The organism is Sedimentimonas flavescens, assembly GCF_019264375.1.
Taxonomy (GTDB): domain Bacteria; phylum Pseudomonadota; class Alphaproteobacteria; order Rhodobacterales; family Rhodobacteraceae; genus Rhodobacter; species Rhodobacter flavescens.
Genome location: NZ_JAHVAI010000011.1, coordinates 74,990 through 90,286 on the forward strand (window position 1 = coordinate 74,990; position 15,297 = coordinate 90,286).

Annotated in this window: 12 protein-coding genes; 2 read left to right on the forward strand and 10 right to left on the reverse strand. The window is 65.1% G+C overall.

The window, feature by feature from the left end; translation table 11 throughout:
- Positions 1–2 precede the first annotated feature (2 nt).
- The 9 genes from murD to KTQ37_RS11805 form a co-directional block, all read right to left on the reverse strand.
- The gene (gene murD, locus KTQ37_RS11765) at positions 3–1,403 is read right to left on the reverse strand and encodes a UDP-N-acetylmuramoyl-L-alanine--D-glutamate ligase (RefSeq protein WP_218630715.1); all 1,401 of its coding nucleotides are present in this window, start codon (positions 1,401–1,403) and stop codon (positions 3–5) included.
- 79 nt (positions 1,404–1,482) lie between these two features.
- On the reverse strand, positions 1,483–2,565 hold the full coding sequence (mraY, locus tag KTQ37_RS11770) for a phospho-N-acetylmuramoyl-pentapeptide-transferase (protein WP_218630716.1): 1,083 nt from the start codon (positions 2,563–2,565) through the stop codon (positions 1,483–1,485).
- Positions 2,565–4,016 (reverse strand): UDP-N-acetylmuramoyl-tripeptide--D-alanyl-D-alanine ligase, encoded by a 1,452-nt coding sequence (locus tag KTQ37_RS11775; RefSeq protein WP_218630717.1) that lies wholly within the window; start codon positions 4,014–4,016, stop codon positions 2,565–2,567. The genes mraY and KTQ37_RS11775 overlap by 1 nt, the downstream gene beginning before the upstream one ends.
- Position 4,017: 1 nt before the next feature.
- Complete coding sequence (locus KTQ37_RS11780; protein WP_218630718.1) at positions 4,018–5,502, reverse strand: UDP-N-acetylmuramoyl-L-alanyl-D-glutamate--2,6-diaminopimelate ligase; 1,485 nt, start codon at positions 5,500–5,502, stop codon at positions 4,018–4,020.
- A 101-nt stretch (positions 5,503–5,603) separates the two neighbouring features.
- A complete protein-coding gene (locus KTQ37_RS11785) occupies positions 5,604–7,388 on the reverse strand; it encodes a peptidoglycan D,D-transpeptidase FtsI family protein (protein ID WP_218630719.1) in 1,785 nt (594 codons plus the stop codon).
- Positions 7,385–7,741, reverse strand: a complete 357-nt coding sequence (gene ftsL / locus KTQ37_RS11790) for a cell division protein FtsL (RefSeq protein WP_218630720.1) — start codon at positions 7,739–7,741, stop codon at positions 7,385–7,387. Before ftsL ends, KTQ37_RS11785 begins: the two co-directional genes overlap by 4 nt.
- Positions 7,738–8,757 (reverse strand): 16S rRNA (cytosine(1402)-N(4))-methyltransferase RsmH, encoded by a 1,020-nt coding sequence (gene rsmH, locus KTQ37_RS11795; RefSeq protein ID WP_218630721.1) that lies wholly within the window; start codon positions 8,755–8,757, stop codon positions 7,738–7,740. Before rsmH ends, ftsL begins: the two co-directional genes overlap by 4 nt.
- Entirely contained in the window at positions 8,757–9,260 is a 504-nt protein-coding gene (gene mraZ / locus KTQ37_RS11800) for a division/cell wall cluster transcriptional repressor MraZ (RefSeq protein WP_218630722.1), read from the reverse strand. Before mraZ ends, rsmH begins: the two co-directional genes overlap by 1 nt.
- 636 nt (positions 9,261–9,896) lie before the next feature.
- The gene (locus tag KTQ37_RS11805; RefSeq protein ID WP_218630723.1) at positions 9,897–10,961 is read right to left on the reverse strand and encodes an Mrp/NBP35 family ATP-binding protein; all 1,065 of its coding nucleotides are present in this window, start codon (positions 10,959–10,961) and stop codon (positions 9,897–9,899) included.
- Between the two features lie 260 nt (positions 10,962–11,221).
- Between KTQ37_RS11805 and KTQ37_RS11810 the strand changes: the two genes are divergently transcribed.
- Both KTQ37_RS11810 and KTQ37_RS11815 read left to right on the forward strand, forming a co-directional pair.
- Complete coding sequence (locus tag KTQ37_RS11810) at positions 11,222–11,425, forward strand: DUF1127 domain-containing protein (protein ID WP_218630724.1); 204 nt, start codon at positions 11,222–11,224, stop codon at positions 11,423–11,425.
- A 519-nt stretch (positions 11,426–11,944) separates the two neighbouring features.
- A complete protein-coding gene (locus KTQ37_RS11815) occupies positions 11,945–12,742 on the forward strand; it encodes a 23S rRNA (adenine(2030)-N(6))-methyltransferase RlmJ (protein ID WP_218630725.1) in 798 nt (265 codons plus the stop codon).
- A gap of 16 nt (positions 12,743–12,758) precedes the next feature.
- Here KTQ37_RS11815 and KTQ37_RS11820 read toward each other — a convergent pair whose 3' ends face one another.
- Positions 12,759–15,191 (reverse strand): ATP-dependent helicase, encoded by a 2,433-nt coding sequence (locus tag KTQ37_RS11820; RefSeq protein WP_218630726.1) that lies wholly within the window; start codon positions 15,189–15,191, stop codon positions 12,759–12,761.
- Positions 15,192–15,297 lie beyond the last annotated feature (106 nt).

Below are 15,297 nucleotides of genomic sequence, written 5' to 3' on the forward strand. Positions count from 1 at the left end.
CCTTAGCCCGGCAGCGCCTGCACAAGCTGGGTGAAATGCTCGCCGCGTTTCTCGAAATTCGGATACTGGTCAAAACTGGCCGCAGCGGGTGCCAGAAGCACGGTATCGCCACCCTCGGCCTCTTCGGCGGCGCGGGCAACGGCGCGCTCCATCGTCTCGCAGATCTCATGCGGGATCTCGCCCAGTTCCAGCGCGAAATCGCGGCCCGAATGGCCGATGAAATAGGCTTTCTTCACGGCGCCGAGGTATGGGCGCAGGCTGGCCACGCCGCCCTCTTTCCCGAGCCCGCCCGCGATCCAGCGGATGTTCTGGAAGGCCTGCAACGCCTTGGCGGCGCTATCGACATTGGTGGCTTTGGAGTCGTTCACAAACCGTACCCCGGCCTTTTCGGCGATGGTCTGCGAGCGGTGTGGCAGACCGCCGAAGCTGTGGAATGCCTCCTCGATCTGGCGCGGCGCTAGGCCGAGCGCGCGGCAAGCGGCATAGGCCGCACAGGCGTTCTGGTGATTGTGCGCGCCGGGCAGCCCGCGCACCTCGCGCAGGTCGATCGAGGCCACCTGCCGCCCCTTGCGCCATTCGCTGAGGAACCCCTTGCGGGCAAAGACCGACCAGCCGAAATCGCCCAGCTTGCGCGCGGCCGAAATGCGGATCACCCGGTCATCCTCACGCGCGACGGCGATCTGGTTGGCAAGATAGACGCCTTCGGGTTCATCCACGCCGATGATGGCGCGGTCCGGCCCGCCCTCGGCGAAGAGCCGCCGCTTGGCTGCGAAATAGCCCCCCATGCCGCCGTGGCGGTCGAGGTGATCGGGCGAGAGATTGGTGAAGACCGCAATGTCGGGCGTGAGCGCGCGCGCCAGATCGGTCTGGTAGCTGGAAAGCTCGAGCACCACGACCTCGCCATCCTCAGCCGGGTCGATGTCGAGCACGCCTCGCCCGATATTGCCCGCCATCTGCGTCGGGCGCCCGGCATGGTCGAGAATGTGGTGGATCAGCGCCGTCGTCGTCGATTTCCCGTTCGAGCCGGTCACGCAGACCGTGCGCGGGGCAGTGTCGAAATTGTCCCAGTCGCGCGTGGCCCAAGAGCGGAAGAAAAGGCCGATGTCGTTATCGACCGGGATACCCTCGGCCATGGCGCGGGCGATCAGCTTGTTGGGCGCGGGGTAAAGATGCGGAATGCCGGGCGAGACGATCAGCGCGGAGACCCCCTCCCAGGCGTCGGCGCGATTCAGATCGTGGCAGGTCCAGCCGGCGGCCTCGGCGCGGGCGCGCGATTCCGGGCTGTCATCCCACAAAAGCGGGATTGCCCCACCGGCTTGCAGCGCGGCCGCCGTGGCGAGACCGGACCGAACCAACCCCAGAACGGCGACCTTGTGACCCTCGTAGCCCTGAACCGGTATCATGATGCCCCCTGAACTGCGCGCGGGGGCGCTGCCCCCGCACCCCCGGGATATTTGAGCAAAGCCGAAAGGGGAAGGCCCCTCAGCGGATCTTGAGCGTGGCGAGGCCGATCAGCGCGAGGATGAGCGAGATGATCCAGAAGCGGATCACGATCTGCGGCTCGGCCCAGCCTTTCTTCTCAAAGTGGTGGTGGATCGGCGCCATCAGGAAGACGCGTTTACCTGTGCGTTTGAAATAGGCGACCTGAATGATGACGCTGAGCGCCTCGACCACGAAGAGGCCGCCGACGATGGCGAGGACAAGTTCGTGCTTGGTGCAGACGGCGATGGCGCCAAGCGCGCCGCCAAGCGCGAGTGAGCCCGTGTCGCCCATGAAGACCGCAGCCGGCGGGGCGTTATACCACAAAAAGCCCAAGCCCCCGCCGATGAGCGCGGCGGTGAAGACCAGAAGCTCACCCGTACCGGGGACGAAATGGACACCGAGGTAGTTGGTGAAATCGACGCGTCCAACGACATAGGCGATGGCGCCAAGCGTGCCTGCCGCGATCATCGCGGGCATGATCGCGAGGCCGTCGAGCCCATCGGTCAGGTTGACCGCGTTGGCCGCGCCCACGATGACGACCATGCCGAAGGGGATGAAGAAGTAGCTCAGGTTGATCAGCACATCCTTGAAGATCGGCAGCGCGAGGCGGTTCGACAGATCCGCCGGATGCAGCCAGGCGGCCGCGACCGCCGCCACCGCAGCCAGCGCGAGGCCAAGCAGCATCCGGGTGCGCGAACTCACGCCCTTGACGTTTTGCTTGGTCACCTTGGCGTAATCGTCGGCAAAGCCGATCAGCGCATAGCCATAGGTCACCCCGAGCGTGATCCAGATGTAGCCATTGTCGAGCCGTGCCCAGAGGAGCGTCGAGAAAAGCATCGCCGAGAGGATCAAAAGCCCGCCCATGGTCGGCGTTCCGGCCTTGGCGAAATGGGTCTGCGGCCCGTCCGAGCGGATCGGCTGGCCCTTGCCCTGCTTGCGGCGCAGGATGTCGATCAGCGGCCTGCCAAAGAGAAAACCGAAAATCAGCGCGGTGAAAAACGCTGCCCCCGCGCGGAAGGTAATGTAGCGGAACAGGTTGAACACATCGCCCCCGTCCGACAGGTTGGCCAACCAATACAGCATTACTCTTTCCCTTTATGTGCTTCGGCGGCGCCGGGTTGACCCAGTTTCCTGAGCGCGTCAACCACCAGACTGACCTTCGAGCCCTTGGAGCCCTTCACAAGTATGACGTCGCCCGCATCGACCAGATGTGCGGCCCGCGCGGCCAGGTCTTTGGCGCTCTCGTGCCATTCGCCACGCTTGGCGCGGGGCAGCGCCTCGTAGAGTGCGCGCATACGCGGACCGGCCAGATGCACCATATCGACCGAGTTCATCGCAGCCAGAGCCGCAATCTCGGCGTGCAGGGCGGCCTCGTCCGGACCAAGTTCGAGCATATCGCCCAGAACCGCCACACGGCGACCACGGGCGACGCGCCCCACCCCATCGCGCGGCTGCGCACCGGCGAGCACCTCAAGCCCCGCCGCCATCGAGGCGGGGTTCGCGTTGAACGCGTCATCGAAGAGATCGAAGCTCTGCGTCTCGTCCACAATATCCATATAAACGCGCTCGCGCGCGCCGCGCCCGGCGGGCGGCTCCCACAGGCCGATATCGCAGGTCAGAACAGCCTGATCGGCGCCGACCGCCTCGGCCAGCGCGATTACACCAAGGGCATTCGCCGCGAAATGCTTGCCCGGCGTCATCACCTTGAACAGCATCTGCTGGCCTGCCGCCTCGGCGCGCACAATCGTCGCGTCACCCGCGATCTGCGCCGAGATCAGGCGGTAGTCCGAGCCTTCATCGGGCCCGAAGGTGATGGTGCGCCCCGCGCGCGTCTCGGCGGCGACGCGCAGGATCGGCGTCACGCCAAGGCCGGTGGGAATGACCGCCACTCCGTCCGGCTCCAACCCTTCAAAGATCGCGGCCTTTTCGCGCGCAATGCCCTCGACGCTGTCGAAGGCCTCGAGATGCGCGGGGGCGACCGTCGTGATCAGGGCCGCATGGGGGCGCGCCAGACCCGCCAGCGGCGCGATCTCTCCGGGGTGGTTCATACCGATCTCGATCACCGCGAAATCGGCATCCTGCGGCATCCGGGCGAGCGTGATCGGAACGCCCCAATGATTGTTGAAGCTGGCCTCGGCCGCATGGACCTTGCCCTGCGAGGTCAGAACCGCGCGCAGCATCTCTTTGGTCGAGGTCTTGCCGACCGAGCCGGTCACCGCCAGCACGCGCGCGCGGGTTCTGGCGCGCGCTGCGCGGCCCAGATCTTCCAGCGCGCCCAGAACATCGGGAACGATCAGCAGCGGATCGGCCTCTGAGCAACCCTCGGGGAGGCGCGAAACCAACGCGGCGGCCGCGCCTTTGGCCAGTGCATCTGCCACGAAATCATGCCCGTCGCGCACATCCTTGAGCGCCACGAACAGATCGCCCGGGCGGATCGAGCGCGTGTCGATCGAGATACCCGTGGCGGCAAAGGCCCGCGTGGCGCGCCCTCCGGTGGCAAGCGCGGCGTCGGCAGAGGTCCACAATACAGCCATCTCAGATCTTTCCATCCAGCGCGGCCACGGCCACGCTTGCCTGCTCGGCATCGTCAAAGGGGTAGATATCGGTGCCGATGATCTGCCCGGTTTCATGGCCCTTACCGCAGATCAGCAGCGCATCGCCCGGCCCGAGCATATCCACCCCGCGCAGGATCGCCTCGGCGCGGTCGCCGACCTCAACCGCCTCGGCACCTGCGCCCTCCATCACCGCGGCGCGGATCAAGGCAGGGTCTTCGGTGCGCGGATTGTCATCGGTCACCAGAACCTTATCGGCGTTCAGCGCCGCCGCGCGCCCCATCAGCGGGCGCTTGGTGCGATCCCGGTCGCCCCCCGCGCCGACGATGGCCACCAGATTGCCCATCACATGCGGGCGAAGCGCCTTGATCGCGGTCTCGACGGCATCCGGCGTGTGGGCGTAATCGACAAAGACCGCCGCGCCATTGTCGCGCGTGGCCGCAAGCTGCATCCGCCCGCGCACGGTCTGCAACCTGGGCAGGGTGCCGAAGACCGCGCTCGCCTCGGCCCCGCAGCCGATGGCGAGCGCCGCCGCAGTCAGGACGTTCATCGCCTGAAAACCGCCGATCAGCGGCAGCCGCGCCAGATGCACCGCACCCTCCCACGAAAAACGCAGATCCTGCCCGGTCGCATCGTAGCGCTGGCCGAGCAGCCGCATCTCGCAGCGCTCGTCATGGCCAATGCGGATCACGCGCTGACCGCGCACGCGGGCATACTTCACCAATTCCTCGCCCTTGGGATCGTCGGTGTTGATCACCGCGACGCCATCCTCGGGCAGCACGCGGGTGAACAGCCCCGCCTTGGCAGCAAAATACTCGTCAAACGTGGCGTGGTAATCGAGGTGATCTTGCGTGAAATTCGTGAACGCCGCCGCCGAGAGCCGCACCCCGTCCAGCCGCTTTTGCGCCAACCCGTGCGAGCTGGCCTCCATCGCGGCATGGGTCACGCCAGCGGCCTCCATCTGCGAAAGCAGCCGGTGCAGGGTGATCGGCTCGGGCGTGGTATGGGCGCTTGGCGCGGTGAAGGCGCCCTCGACGCCGGTCGTGCCGATATTGGCGGCCTCGAAGTCCAGAAGCGCCCAGATCTGGCGCGTGAAGGTCGCGACGCTGGTCTTGCCATTGGTGCCGGTCACCCCAACGACCGTCGCGGGTTGCGCCCCAAAGAAGAGCGCCGAAGCGAAGGCCAGCGCCTGACGCGGGTCCTCGACCACCACCAGCGCGACATCGCGGCCGCTGACAGCCTCGCGCGCGATCTCGGCGCCTTCGCGGTCGGACAGAATGGCAATGGCGCCCCGCTCAAGCGCGACTGGCGCGAAGCTTGCGCCGTGGACTTTGGTACCCGGCAGCGCGGCGAACAGGTGGCCTTCCCTGGTCAAGCGGCTATCGACCGACAGCCCCGTCACGGCGACATCCGCGCCATGCAGCACGGTCAGCCCCAGTTCGCTAAGCGGCTTTGCCCCGTTACCCATATCTTGTGCCCCCGTTATCGCTCCCGCCATTTATCGTGGAGCGGCCTCGCACGTCAACGCAACCCGACCGCAGCAGCGGGAAACGGCCGCCGGCTGCGCGCTCAGTCCTTTTTCACAAGCTGGATGCCGGCAAGCTCGGTCGGGCCTTCCTGCGGGCGCAGTCCCAGCAGGGGCGCCACGCGCCGGATGACCTCGGCGGCGACCGGAACGGCGGTCCAACCCGCGGTGCGGCGCGGCTCGGAGCCTGCGTTTTCCGAAGGCTCATCAAGCGTCAGCACCAGCACATATTTCGGATCGGTAACGGGGAAGACCGAGGCGAAAGTGGCAATCACCTTATCCTTGTAATAGCCGCCAGTGGGTTTGGCCTTGTCCGCGGTGCCGGTCTTGCCCGCGACCTGATAACCCTTCACATCGCCGAACGAGGCCGTCCCGCGCGTCACCACCGCCCGCATCATCGCCAGCGATTTCTGCGCGACATCGGCGCTCATCACCCGCTCCCCCGGCGTGCGTGCCGCGCCGCGGATCAGCGTCGGCCTCACCCGCAGGCCGCCATTCGCAATCGTGGCATAGGCTGCGGCCAGATGCAGCGGAGAAGCCGAGAGCCCGTGCCCATAGCCAATGGTCATCGCCGTGATCTCGGGCCATTTCTGCGGCACGATAGGGCGGCCCGTCGGCGCCTCGATCAGTTCGACCGAGGTCGGTTCGAGGAAGCCCAAACGCTCAAGGAATTCGCGCTGACGCTCGCCGCCGATCATCTGCACGATCCGCGCCGTGCCGACGTTCGAGGATTTCACGATCACGTCGGTCACCGAGTTCTCGGCCCCGTAATTGTGGAAGTCGCGAATGCGGTGGCGGCCATAGACCAGCGGGGTCTTGGTCGGAACCTTGGTTTCGGGGTTCACAAGGCCCAGTTCCATCGCCTGCGCGACAGCAAAGATCTTGAACGTCGAGCCAAGCTCATAGACGCCCTGAACCGCGCGGTTGAACAGCGGGCTGTCCGAGGCATCGCCCTTGGCCAACGGCGCGGGACGGTCGTTGGGGTCGAAGTCGGGCAGGCTGGCCATCGCCAGAATCTCGCCGGTCTTGACCTCCATCAGAATCGCAGTCGCGCCCTTGGCATTCATCAGCTTCATACCGCCATCGAGGATTTCCTCAACCGCGGACTGGAGCGTAAGATCGATGGTCAACTGAAGCGGCGCGCCGTTGTTCTCCGGGTTGCGCAGCCAGAGATCGAATGCCTTCTCGACCCCCGCGACACCGACGATCTCGGCAGAGTTCACGCCCTCCGCCCCGAAGCGCGCGCCGCCCAGAATATGCGAGGCTACCGCACCGTTGGGGAAAAGGCGCATCTCGCGCGGGCCGAACAGCAACCCCGGGTCGCCGATATCATGTACCGCCTGCATCTGCTCGGGCGAGATTTTCTTCTTGATCCAGACGAACTTGCGCGCGCCGGTAAAGTCGCGCACCAGCCGCTCGCGGTCGAGATCGGGGAAAATCTCTACCAGCTTCTCGGCCGAACGCTCCGGATCGACCAGCAGCGGCGGCTGCGCGTAAAGCGCGTGGGTGACGAGGTTGGTGGCCAACAGGCGCCCGGCCCGGTCGGTAATATCCGCGCGCTGCGCCAGAATCGGCGCGCCGCTGTCCGACAGTTGCGGTTCCTGCGGCTTGGTGTTGGCCAGCACGCCCATGCGCACGCCAACCGTCATGAAGGCGCACAGGAACATCACGCCCATCATCAACAGGCGGCCCTCGGCGCGCAGCCGCGCCTTGTCGCGCGTGGCCTCGCCGCGCAGGCGGATATTCTCGCGCTCGATCGCGTCGGGGTTCTCGCCCTTCGCGCGGGCGTCGAGGATACGGGCCAGGGGACGCAGGGGCGTGCGGATCATTCGGCAGCCTCCAGCGCCTGGGTGCTTGCGATGACGTCAATCGGCTCGGAGACCGGTTCTTCGGGCGGCAGCGGATAGGCGACCTGCGCGACGGACCCGAATTGCTCGGGCGAGAGCGGCAGCAGTTGCAGACGCTCGAAGTTCAGATCGACCAGCTCACGCAGCCGATCGGGGCGGTTCAGATAGGCCCATTCGGCGCGCAGAACGCTCAGCCCCTCGTGCAGCGAGGCAATCTCGCGGTTTAGGGCGCGCAGCTCGCCTTGCAGATCCTGAGTTTCGTAATTCACCCGGTAGGCCCAGAAGGCCAGGCCCATCACGCTCAGCGCGGTGGCAAGGTAAATAAAGTTCCTCATCTGGATCTTCCTTTGGAACCTTGGGGGCGAAAGACGGGAGCGGGCAGCCCGAGCGAGGCACGATCAGCCTGCCCTGCCGGAGCATCGGTGCGCCGCCCAACCCGCAGCTTGGCCGAGCGGGCGCGCGGGTTGTCGGCCAGTTCCTCATCATCGGGGCCGACCGACTTGCGGGTGACCAGTTCGAATGCGGGGCTCTCGGCGGCCTGGATCGGCGCATAGCGCGACCCCTGCGCCGCGCGGCCCGAGCGCGCGAGGAAGAAGCGCTTGACCACCCGGTCTTCGAGCGAATGGAAGGTTACCACCGCGAGCATCCCGCCGGGCTTGAGCGCGCGTTCAGCAGCTTCCAGCCCCTCGATCAGCTGGCCGAATTCATCGTTCACCGCAATGCGGATCGCCTGGAACGAGCGCGTCGCGGGATGGCTCTGGCCGGGCTTGGGACGCGGCAGGCACCGCTCAATCACCGCGACCAGTTCACGCGTGGTTTCGAACGGCTTGACCTTGCGCGCCTCGCCAATCGCCCGCGCGATCCGCCGCGAGGCCCGCTCTTCGCCGTAGTGATAAAGAATATCGGCCAGTTCCTCTTCCGAGGCGGTGTTCACCAGATCCGCAGCCGTCGCACCCTCGGCCGACATACGCATATCGAGCGGGCCATCATGCATGAAGGAAAAGCCGCGCTCGGCCTGATCAAGCTGCATCGAAGACACACCCAGATCGAGCACGACGCCGTCAAGCCCCTGCCCTTCCGAGATATCCTCGGCATATTCATCAAGCTCCGAGAACGTCCCCTCCACAAGGATCAGCCGTTCGCCATAGGGCGCGCGCCAGCTTTCCACCATATCGAAAACCGAAGGATCGCGGTCCACGCCGATGACGCGCTCGGCCCCGGCCTCCAGCAGACCGCGGGTATAGCCGCCCGCGCCGAAGGTGCCATCAAGCCATAGCCCAGAGACAGGCGCGACCGCTTTGAGGAGCGGCCGCAGAAGAACTGGAATATGGGGTCGGTCGGCGTCGGACATCAGGCGCCCCCGATCTTTGGCAGGTTGACCAGCGGGTCATATCTTTCGGGCCGCTCCGTTGCGCGCTCAGAGGCCAATGCGTTCTGCTCTGCCTCATAGGCCTCGGGATCCCAGATCTTGAACGAGGTACCCGCCGAGGCAAAGAACGCCTCTGCCTTCAGGCCGATCTTCTCGCGCAGCTTCTGCGGCAGCACGAGGCGGCCATCGCCGTCGATATCGGTCTGGTGGGACTGGGCGTACATCAACTCTTCGATCTCGGCGCGCGCGACCGAGCCGCGCTGCATCGCGTCGATCTGCTCGTCGATCTCATAGATCGCTTCCATGGTAAAGACTTCGAGGAACTTTCGCTCGGACCCGCCGTAAACAATGACGATCTGGGGGCGCGCGCCGGGCTGCCAATCGGGGTCACCCGCCTCGATCACGCGGCGGAAGGAGGCCGGGATGGAAACGCGACCCTTCGCGTCCACCTTGAAAGTTTCCGAACCTCTGAACCGCCGTGCCAAAGCTGGCGCTCTCCTGTCCCGTTCCCCCTTGGTGCCGAATAAGAAAACGGCGGATCGGGCTGCTGCCACTGCCCGATCCGCCGCCCTCGTCCCATCTCTGGGTATGTCCGACTGCGCGCGCCACCTGGGGGGATGTCTGCTCGCTCGCGCGCCGGATCCTTGGTTCGTGAAGCGGGTGCCTGTATGAAACCCGGTCTTTTCGCCGTGAGGTCTTGTTGCCTCTTAACCTCGCCTCCGATGAATAAGGGATGCCATGGGAAATCATGGGAAGCAACAGGAATTTTCGCCACCAGACGGAATATCTGCCTTTACAGATAACAGAAGATCAACAGCTTGCGGCCCACAGCCAGCAAGATTTTCCTTCATATTGGATAAGATCAACACCGCCGCCGCTACATCTAGACAAGGGATCGAAAGGCACTTTGCCGCCCACGAAATCCCAGAAATATCTCTGCAACGCCACTCCGCTCAGCAAAATAAGGCCCGAAGCGGGCCTTCAACCACGATCACGGTGGAGTGATTCGGCGTGATCGCGCGCCCTTGGCGCCCAGATTCCATGAATTCCCATGCCATAGGGCGACCAGAATGAAAAAGGGCACCGGAAAGGCGCCCCTCGTCATTACTAGCGCGAGATGCTCAGACCGCACCGGCCTCGATCAGCTTGCGCGCGATCCCGGCATAGGCATCAGATGCCGCACCCTCGCCCGTCGCAACCGGCTGCCCGGCATCCCCCGCGAGGCGCACATCGAGGTCAAGCGGCAACTCGCCCAGGTAGGGCAGGCCAAGACGCTCGGCTTCGGCGCCAACGCCGCCGTGGCCGAACAGATGCGCCTCGTGGCCGCAATTGGGGCAGACATAGGTCGACATGTTCTCGATCAGCCCAATGACCGGCGTGCCGAGGCGGCGGAACATGTCGAGCGCCTTCTTGGCATCCAGCAGCGCCACGTCCTGCGGGGTCGAAACGACAAGAGCCCCATCAAGCCGCGTCTTCTGGCACAGCGTCAGCTGGATATCGCCCGTCCCCGGCGGCAGGTCGATGATCAGCACGTCGAGCGGGCCGTAGTGATCCCAGGCCACCTGCCCCAGCATCTGCTGCAACGCGCCCATCAGCATCGGGCCGCGCCAGATCACCGCCTCATCCTCTTTCAGCATCAGGCCAATCGACATCACCACAACGCCGTGCGCCAGAAGCGGCAGGATCGTCTTGCCATCGGGCGAGGCCGGGCGCTTGTTCACACCCATCATCCGAGGCTGGCTTGGCCCATAGATATCGGCATCCAGAAGCCCCACGCGCTTGCCCGCGCGCGCAAGCGCCACCGCGAGGTTCGACGAGACGGTCGATTTGCCGACGCCGCCCTTGCCGGACCCGACGGCGATGATATGGCGCACCCCCTCAACCGCCTGAGGACCGGCCTGCGGCGTCGGGTGCTGGCCAATCTTGGGACCCGCCCCCATCCCCTTCGCGGGGCCAGAGGGAACCACGACCGTCAGGCTCTCGACACCGTCGAGCGCGCGTACGGCGGCCTCGATCGCGGGCTTCGCCGCCGACAACTCGGCCTCCGAGGCACCCTCAAGGACGAAGCGGACGATTCCCCCTTGCACCGCAAGCGCGCGCACAAGATCACGCGACACCGGATCACTACCAGAGGGCATTTCCACGCCTCGAAGCGCTTTGAGGACCGATTCCTTGCTCAGGGACATAGTTTTCTCCTGTCGATTTCGCGGCGACTGTGGCGCTTTTGCCGCGCGCTGCAAGAGGGGACGGCAATTAATGCAAACAAAATGCGCAATATGACGCAGGGTGAAGTGAAGATCGGCCGGAAAATTGAGCAATAAAGGTCATGCATTTTCTGCATGGCAGAAATGCTCTCGCCAACCATTGTGCAGGTGCAGCATTAGCGCCATCTTGATCCCAACAGCGGCACTGGACCGCGACACGACATCAAGAAGGTTAGCAGAAAATGGCACTGGCACAGGACATTCGGATCATGGAAACGGGCGTGGCACGCCTGTTCTCTGGGTTCTCGGAGGCTCTGGCCCGCCGCAAGGTCTATCGTCAGACCCTGCGTGAGCTGAAAGGGCTTTCGAGCCGCGAACTCGACGATCTGGGCATTCATCGCTCGATGATCACCCGCATCGCCATGGAAGCGGCCTACGGCAAGTAACACGTTTCCAGAGGCCCCTCCTCCTCCCTGGGCCTCGGAACTTGGCGGCACCCACCTCCTCCCTCGGGTGTCGCCTGAAATACCGGCCTCGGACCAGATGGTCATGCCGGATGCCGATGCGAAGGCCCCTCCTCCTCCCTGGGCCTTTGTAGAGAAGGCGGCGGCCCCCTCCTCCTCCCTGGGGCCGCCGCACTTACTCAGCGGCAAGAAACACGCCCTTCGGGGCAGAGACGCGAAAGGCCCTTCCTCCTCCCTGGGCCGATCGCTTGGGCGGCGCCCCTCCTCCTCCCTGGGGCGCCGCCACAAGAATACCGGGTCCTTCCTCCTCCCTGGACCCGGCTGCGGCGCCGCCCTCCTCCTCCTCCCTGAGGGATGCGCCAGGATACCGACGGCCCCTCCTCCTCCCTGGGCCGATCGGAAGGTAGACGGCGAGCCCCTCCTCCTCCCTGGGCCCGCCGTTTTCTTTTGCGGCTTGCCTGTCGGGGGCGCGCGGGGCATCAGGGGGGCAAAGGGGGTGCCATGCTTTCCTATCAACACAGCTACCACGCCGGAAATCTGGCCGACGTCCACAAGCACGCGCTGATGGCGGCGATGCTTGATTACATGACGCGCAAGGACAAACCGCTGAGCTACCTCGAGACCCATTCGGGCCGCGGGCTCTACGCGCTGGACGCGGCCGAGGCCGTCAAGACCGGCGAAGCCGCGCAAGGCATCGAGCGGATCGCGCGTCTGAACTGGTTTGCCCCCGATCATCCCTATGCCCGCGCCCTCGCGGCGGTGCGCGCCGCGCATGGCGCGCGCGCCTATCCGGGCTCGCCCCTGCTTGCGGCAACCCTGCTGCGCCCGATCGACTCGATCCAGCTATGCGAGCTACACCCGCAGGAATTCGCGGCCCTGCGCGCGGCGATGGAGTCCCATGGCGGCGTCTTTCATCAGAAGGACGGGCTGCAAATGGCACTGGCGCTGGCCCCGCCTACCCCGCGCCGCGGCGTCATACTGATCGACCCCTCGTGGGAGGTGAAATCCGATTACGAGGCGATCCCCAAGCTGATCGGCCAGGTCGCGCGCAAATGGAACGTCGGCGTCATCGCGCTCTGGTATCCGATCCTCGCCCCGAGCGTTACCGCCAGTGACGCGCAGCGCGCCATGGTGCGCGGCCTGCGCGCCAGCCACCCCGAGGCGCTGATCTCAGAGGTCCGCTTTCCGCCCGCGCGTGAAGGCCATGGCATGATCGGTTCGGGCATGTTCGTGCTGAACCCGCCCTGGGGGCTGGAGGACGAAGCGCAAAGGCTCGGCCGTCTCTTCGCGAAACTCTGAGCGCGCTCCGGCAAACTCAGAACGGCACGTCGTCGGCCTCGTCGGCGGGCACGACAAAGGAGGCCAGCAGCTTCTTGGTGTCGGCCTTGTCGAAGGCCACGACGATCTTGTCGCCCTCGGAGCCGAGAACCTCGCCATAGCCGAACTTCTTGTGGAACACGCGCTCGCCGATTTCAAAGGCGACCGTCTCGGCGTCGATGATCATCGCGCCGCGCCGCTGCGGCTGTGAACTGACCCCACGCGACTGCATCCGCTGCCAACCCGGCGAGGCATAGACATCGGCGCGGCTCGCCCGCTCCTCGATCCCGCCGCGACCATAGGCGCTGGCCGCGCCGAAGCCGCCCCCTACCATGCCCGAGGGAAGCACCTCGACATGCGCGGCCGGCAATTCATCGATGAAGCGCGACGGCAACTGGCTTTGCCACTGGCCATAGACACGGCGGTTTCCGGCGAAGGAAATCGTGCACAACTCCTCGGCGCGGGTGATGCCGACATAGGCCAGTCGGCGCTCCTCCTCGAGCCCCTTCTGCGGCGCTTCATCCATCGAGCGCTGACTGGGAAACAACCCGTCCTCCCACCCCGGCAGGAAGACGATCGGAAACTCCAGCCCCTTCGCCGCGTGCAGCGTCATGATGGTGACCTTCTGGTCCCCCTCGTCGCGGTCATTGTCCATGATCAGCGCGACATGCTCCAGGAACCCCTGGAGGTTTTCGAACTGCTCCAAGGCCTTGACGAGTTCCTTGAGGTTCTCAAGCCGCCCCGGCGCCTCGGGTGTCTTGTCGTTCACCCACATCTCGACATAGCCGCTGTCTTCGAGGATCTGCTCGACCAGCCGGATATGCGAGTGATCGTTGGCGGGCGGCACCGCGTCTGCCTCCAGCTCGATCAGCGCATCGTCGTCCTCTGCGGGGCTCGTGGCCGTAGCGGGGGAAGCCCCGCGCACCGCCTCATGCCAGCGCGCGATATTCTCGACAAACAGCCGCAACTGCCCGGCGGCCTTGCCGCTCAGACCGCCAGATTGCAGCACCAGCCGCGCCCCGTCGAACAGGCTTAGCCCATTTTCGCGTGCGGCCCGCTGGATCGTGTTCTGCGCCTTGTCGCCAAGTCCGCGCTTAGGCGTGTTCACGACGCGCTCAAACGCCAGATCGTCATCGGGGCTGACCGCCAGCCGGAAATAGGCCATCGCATCGCGAATCTCGAGCCGCTCGTAAAAGCGCGGCCCGCCGATGACCCGATACGGCAGACCGATCGTTAGAAAGCGATCCTCGAAAGCCCGCATCTGATGCGAGGCACGCACAAGGATGGCCTGCTTGTCATAGGAAACCGGCCCCATTGCGCGTGTGCCGCGCCGCAACGCCTCAATCTCCTCGCCGATCCAGCGCGCCTCTTCCTCGCCGTCCCAAAGACCGATCAGGCGCACCTTCTCGCCGCCCTTCGCCTCGGTCCAAAGCTCCTTGCCAAGCCGCCCCTCATTGGTCGCGATCAGCCGCGAGGCCGCCGCCAGGATATGCTCGGTCGAGCGATAATTCTGCTCAAGCCGGATCACCGCCGCGCCGGGAAAATCCTTTTCGAACCGCAGGATATTGCCCACCTCAGCGCCACGCCAGCCATAGATCGACTGATCGTCATCGCCCACGCAGCAGATGTTGCGATGCCCCTGCGCCAAGAGCCGCAACCACAGATACTGCGCGACGTTCGTGTCCTGATACTCGTCCACCAGGATATACTTGAACCAGCGTTGATACTGTTTAAGCACATCGTCATGCATCTGGAAGATCGAAACCATGTGCAGCAGCAGATCGCCGAAATCGACGGCGTTGAGTGTGCGTAACCGCTCCTGATAGGCCGCGTAAAGCTCGGACCCGCGATTGTTGAACGCCGCTGTCTCGGCGCCCTTCACCCGGTCAGGCGTCAGCGCGCGGTTCTTCCAACCGTCGATGATCCCGGCCAATTGCCGCGCCGGCCAGCGCTTCTCATCCATATTCGCGGCGACGATCAACTGCTTAAGCAGCCGGATCTGATCGTCCGTATCGAGAATGGTAAAGTTCGGCTTCAGCCCCACCAACTCGGCATGGCGCCGCAAGAGCTTGACGCAAACCGAGTGGAAAGTGCCAAGCCACGGCACGCCATCGATTCCGCCCCCCAACAGACGGCTCACACGCTCCTTCATCTCGCGCGCAGCCTTGTTGGTGAAGGTCACGGCCAAGATCTCGTTCGGCCTCGCTCGCCCCGTATCGATCAGATGCGCGATCCGCGCGGTCAGTGCCTTGGTCTTGCCCGTGCCCGCCCCCGCAAGCATCAGAACAGGCCCATCCAGCGTCTCGACCGCCGCGCGTTGTGCGGGGTTCAACTCGTGAATATAGCCCGCAGCCCCCCGCATCGCGCCCATGGCACGTTGCGACAGGCTCAACGCCCCCTCGAATGCATCATCTTCGTCAAATCCGCTCATGGCGCCAATCTAGCCGCCTCTGCGCCGAAGGCCAAGAGAAGTTCACGCAATGTTCGCATCTTCTTCTTGGCAAAAATACCTCGGGGGGAGGGCCGCAGGCCCGAGG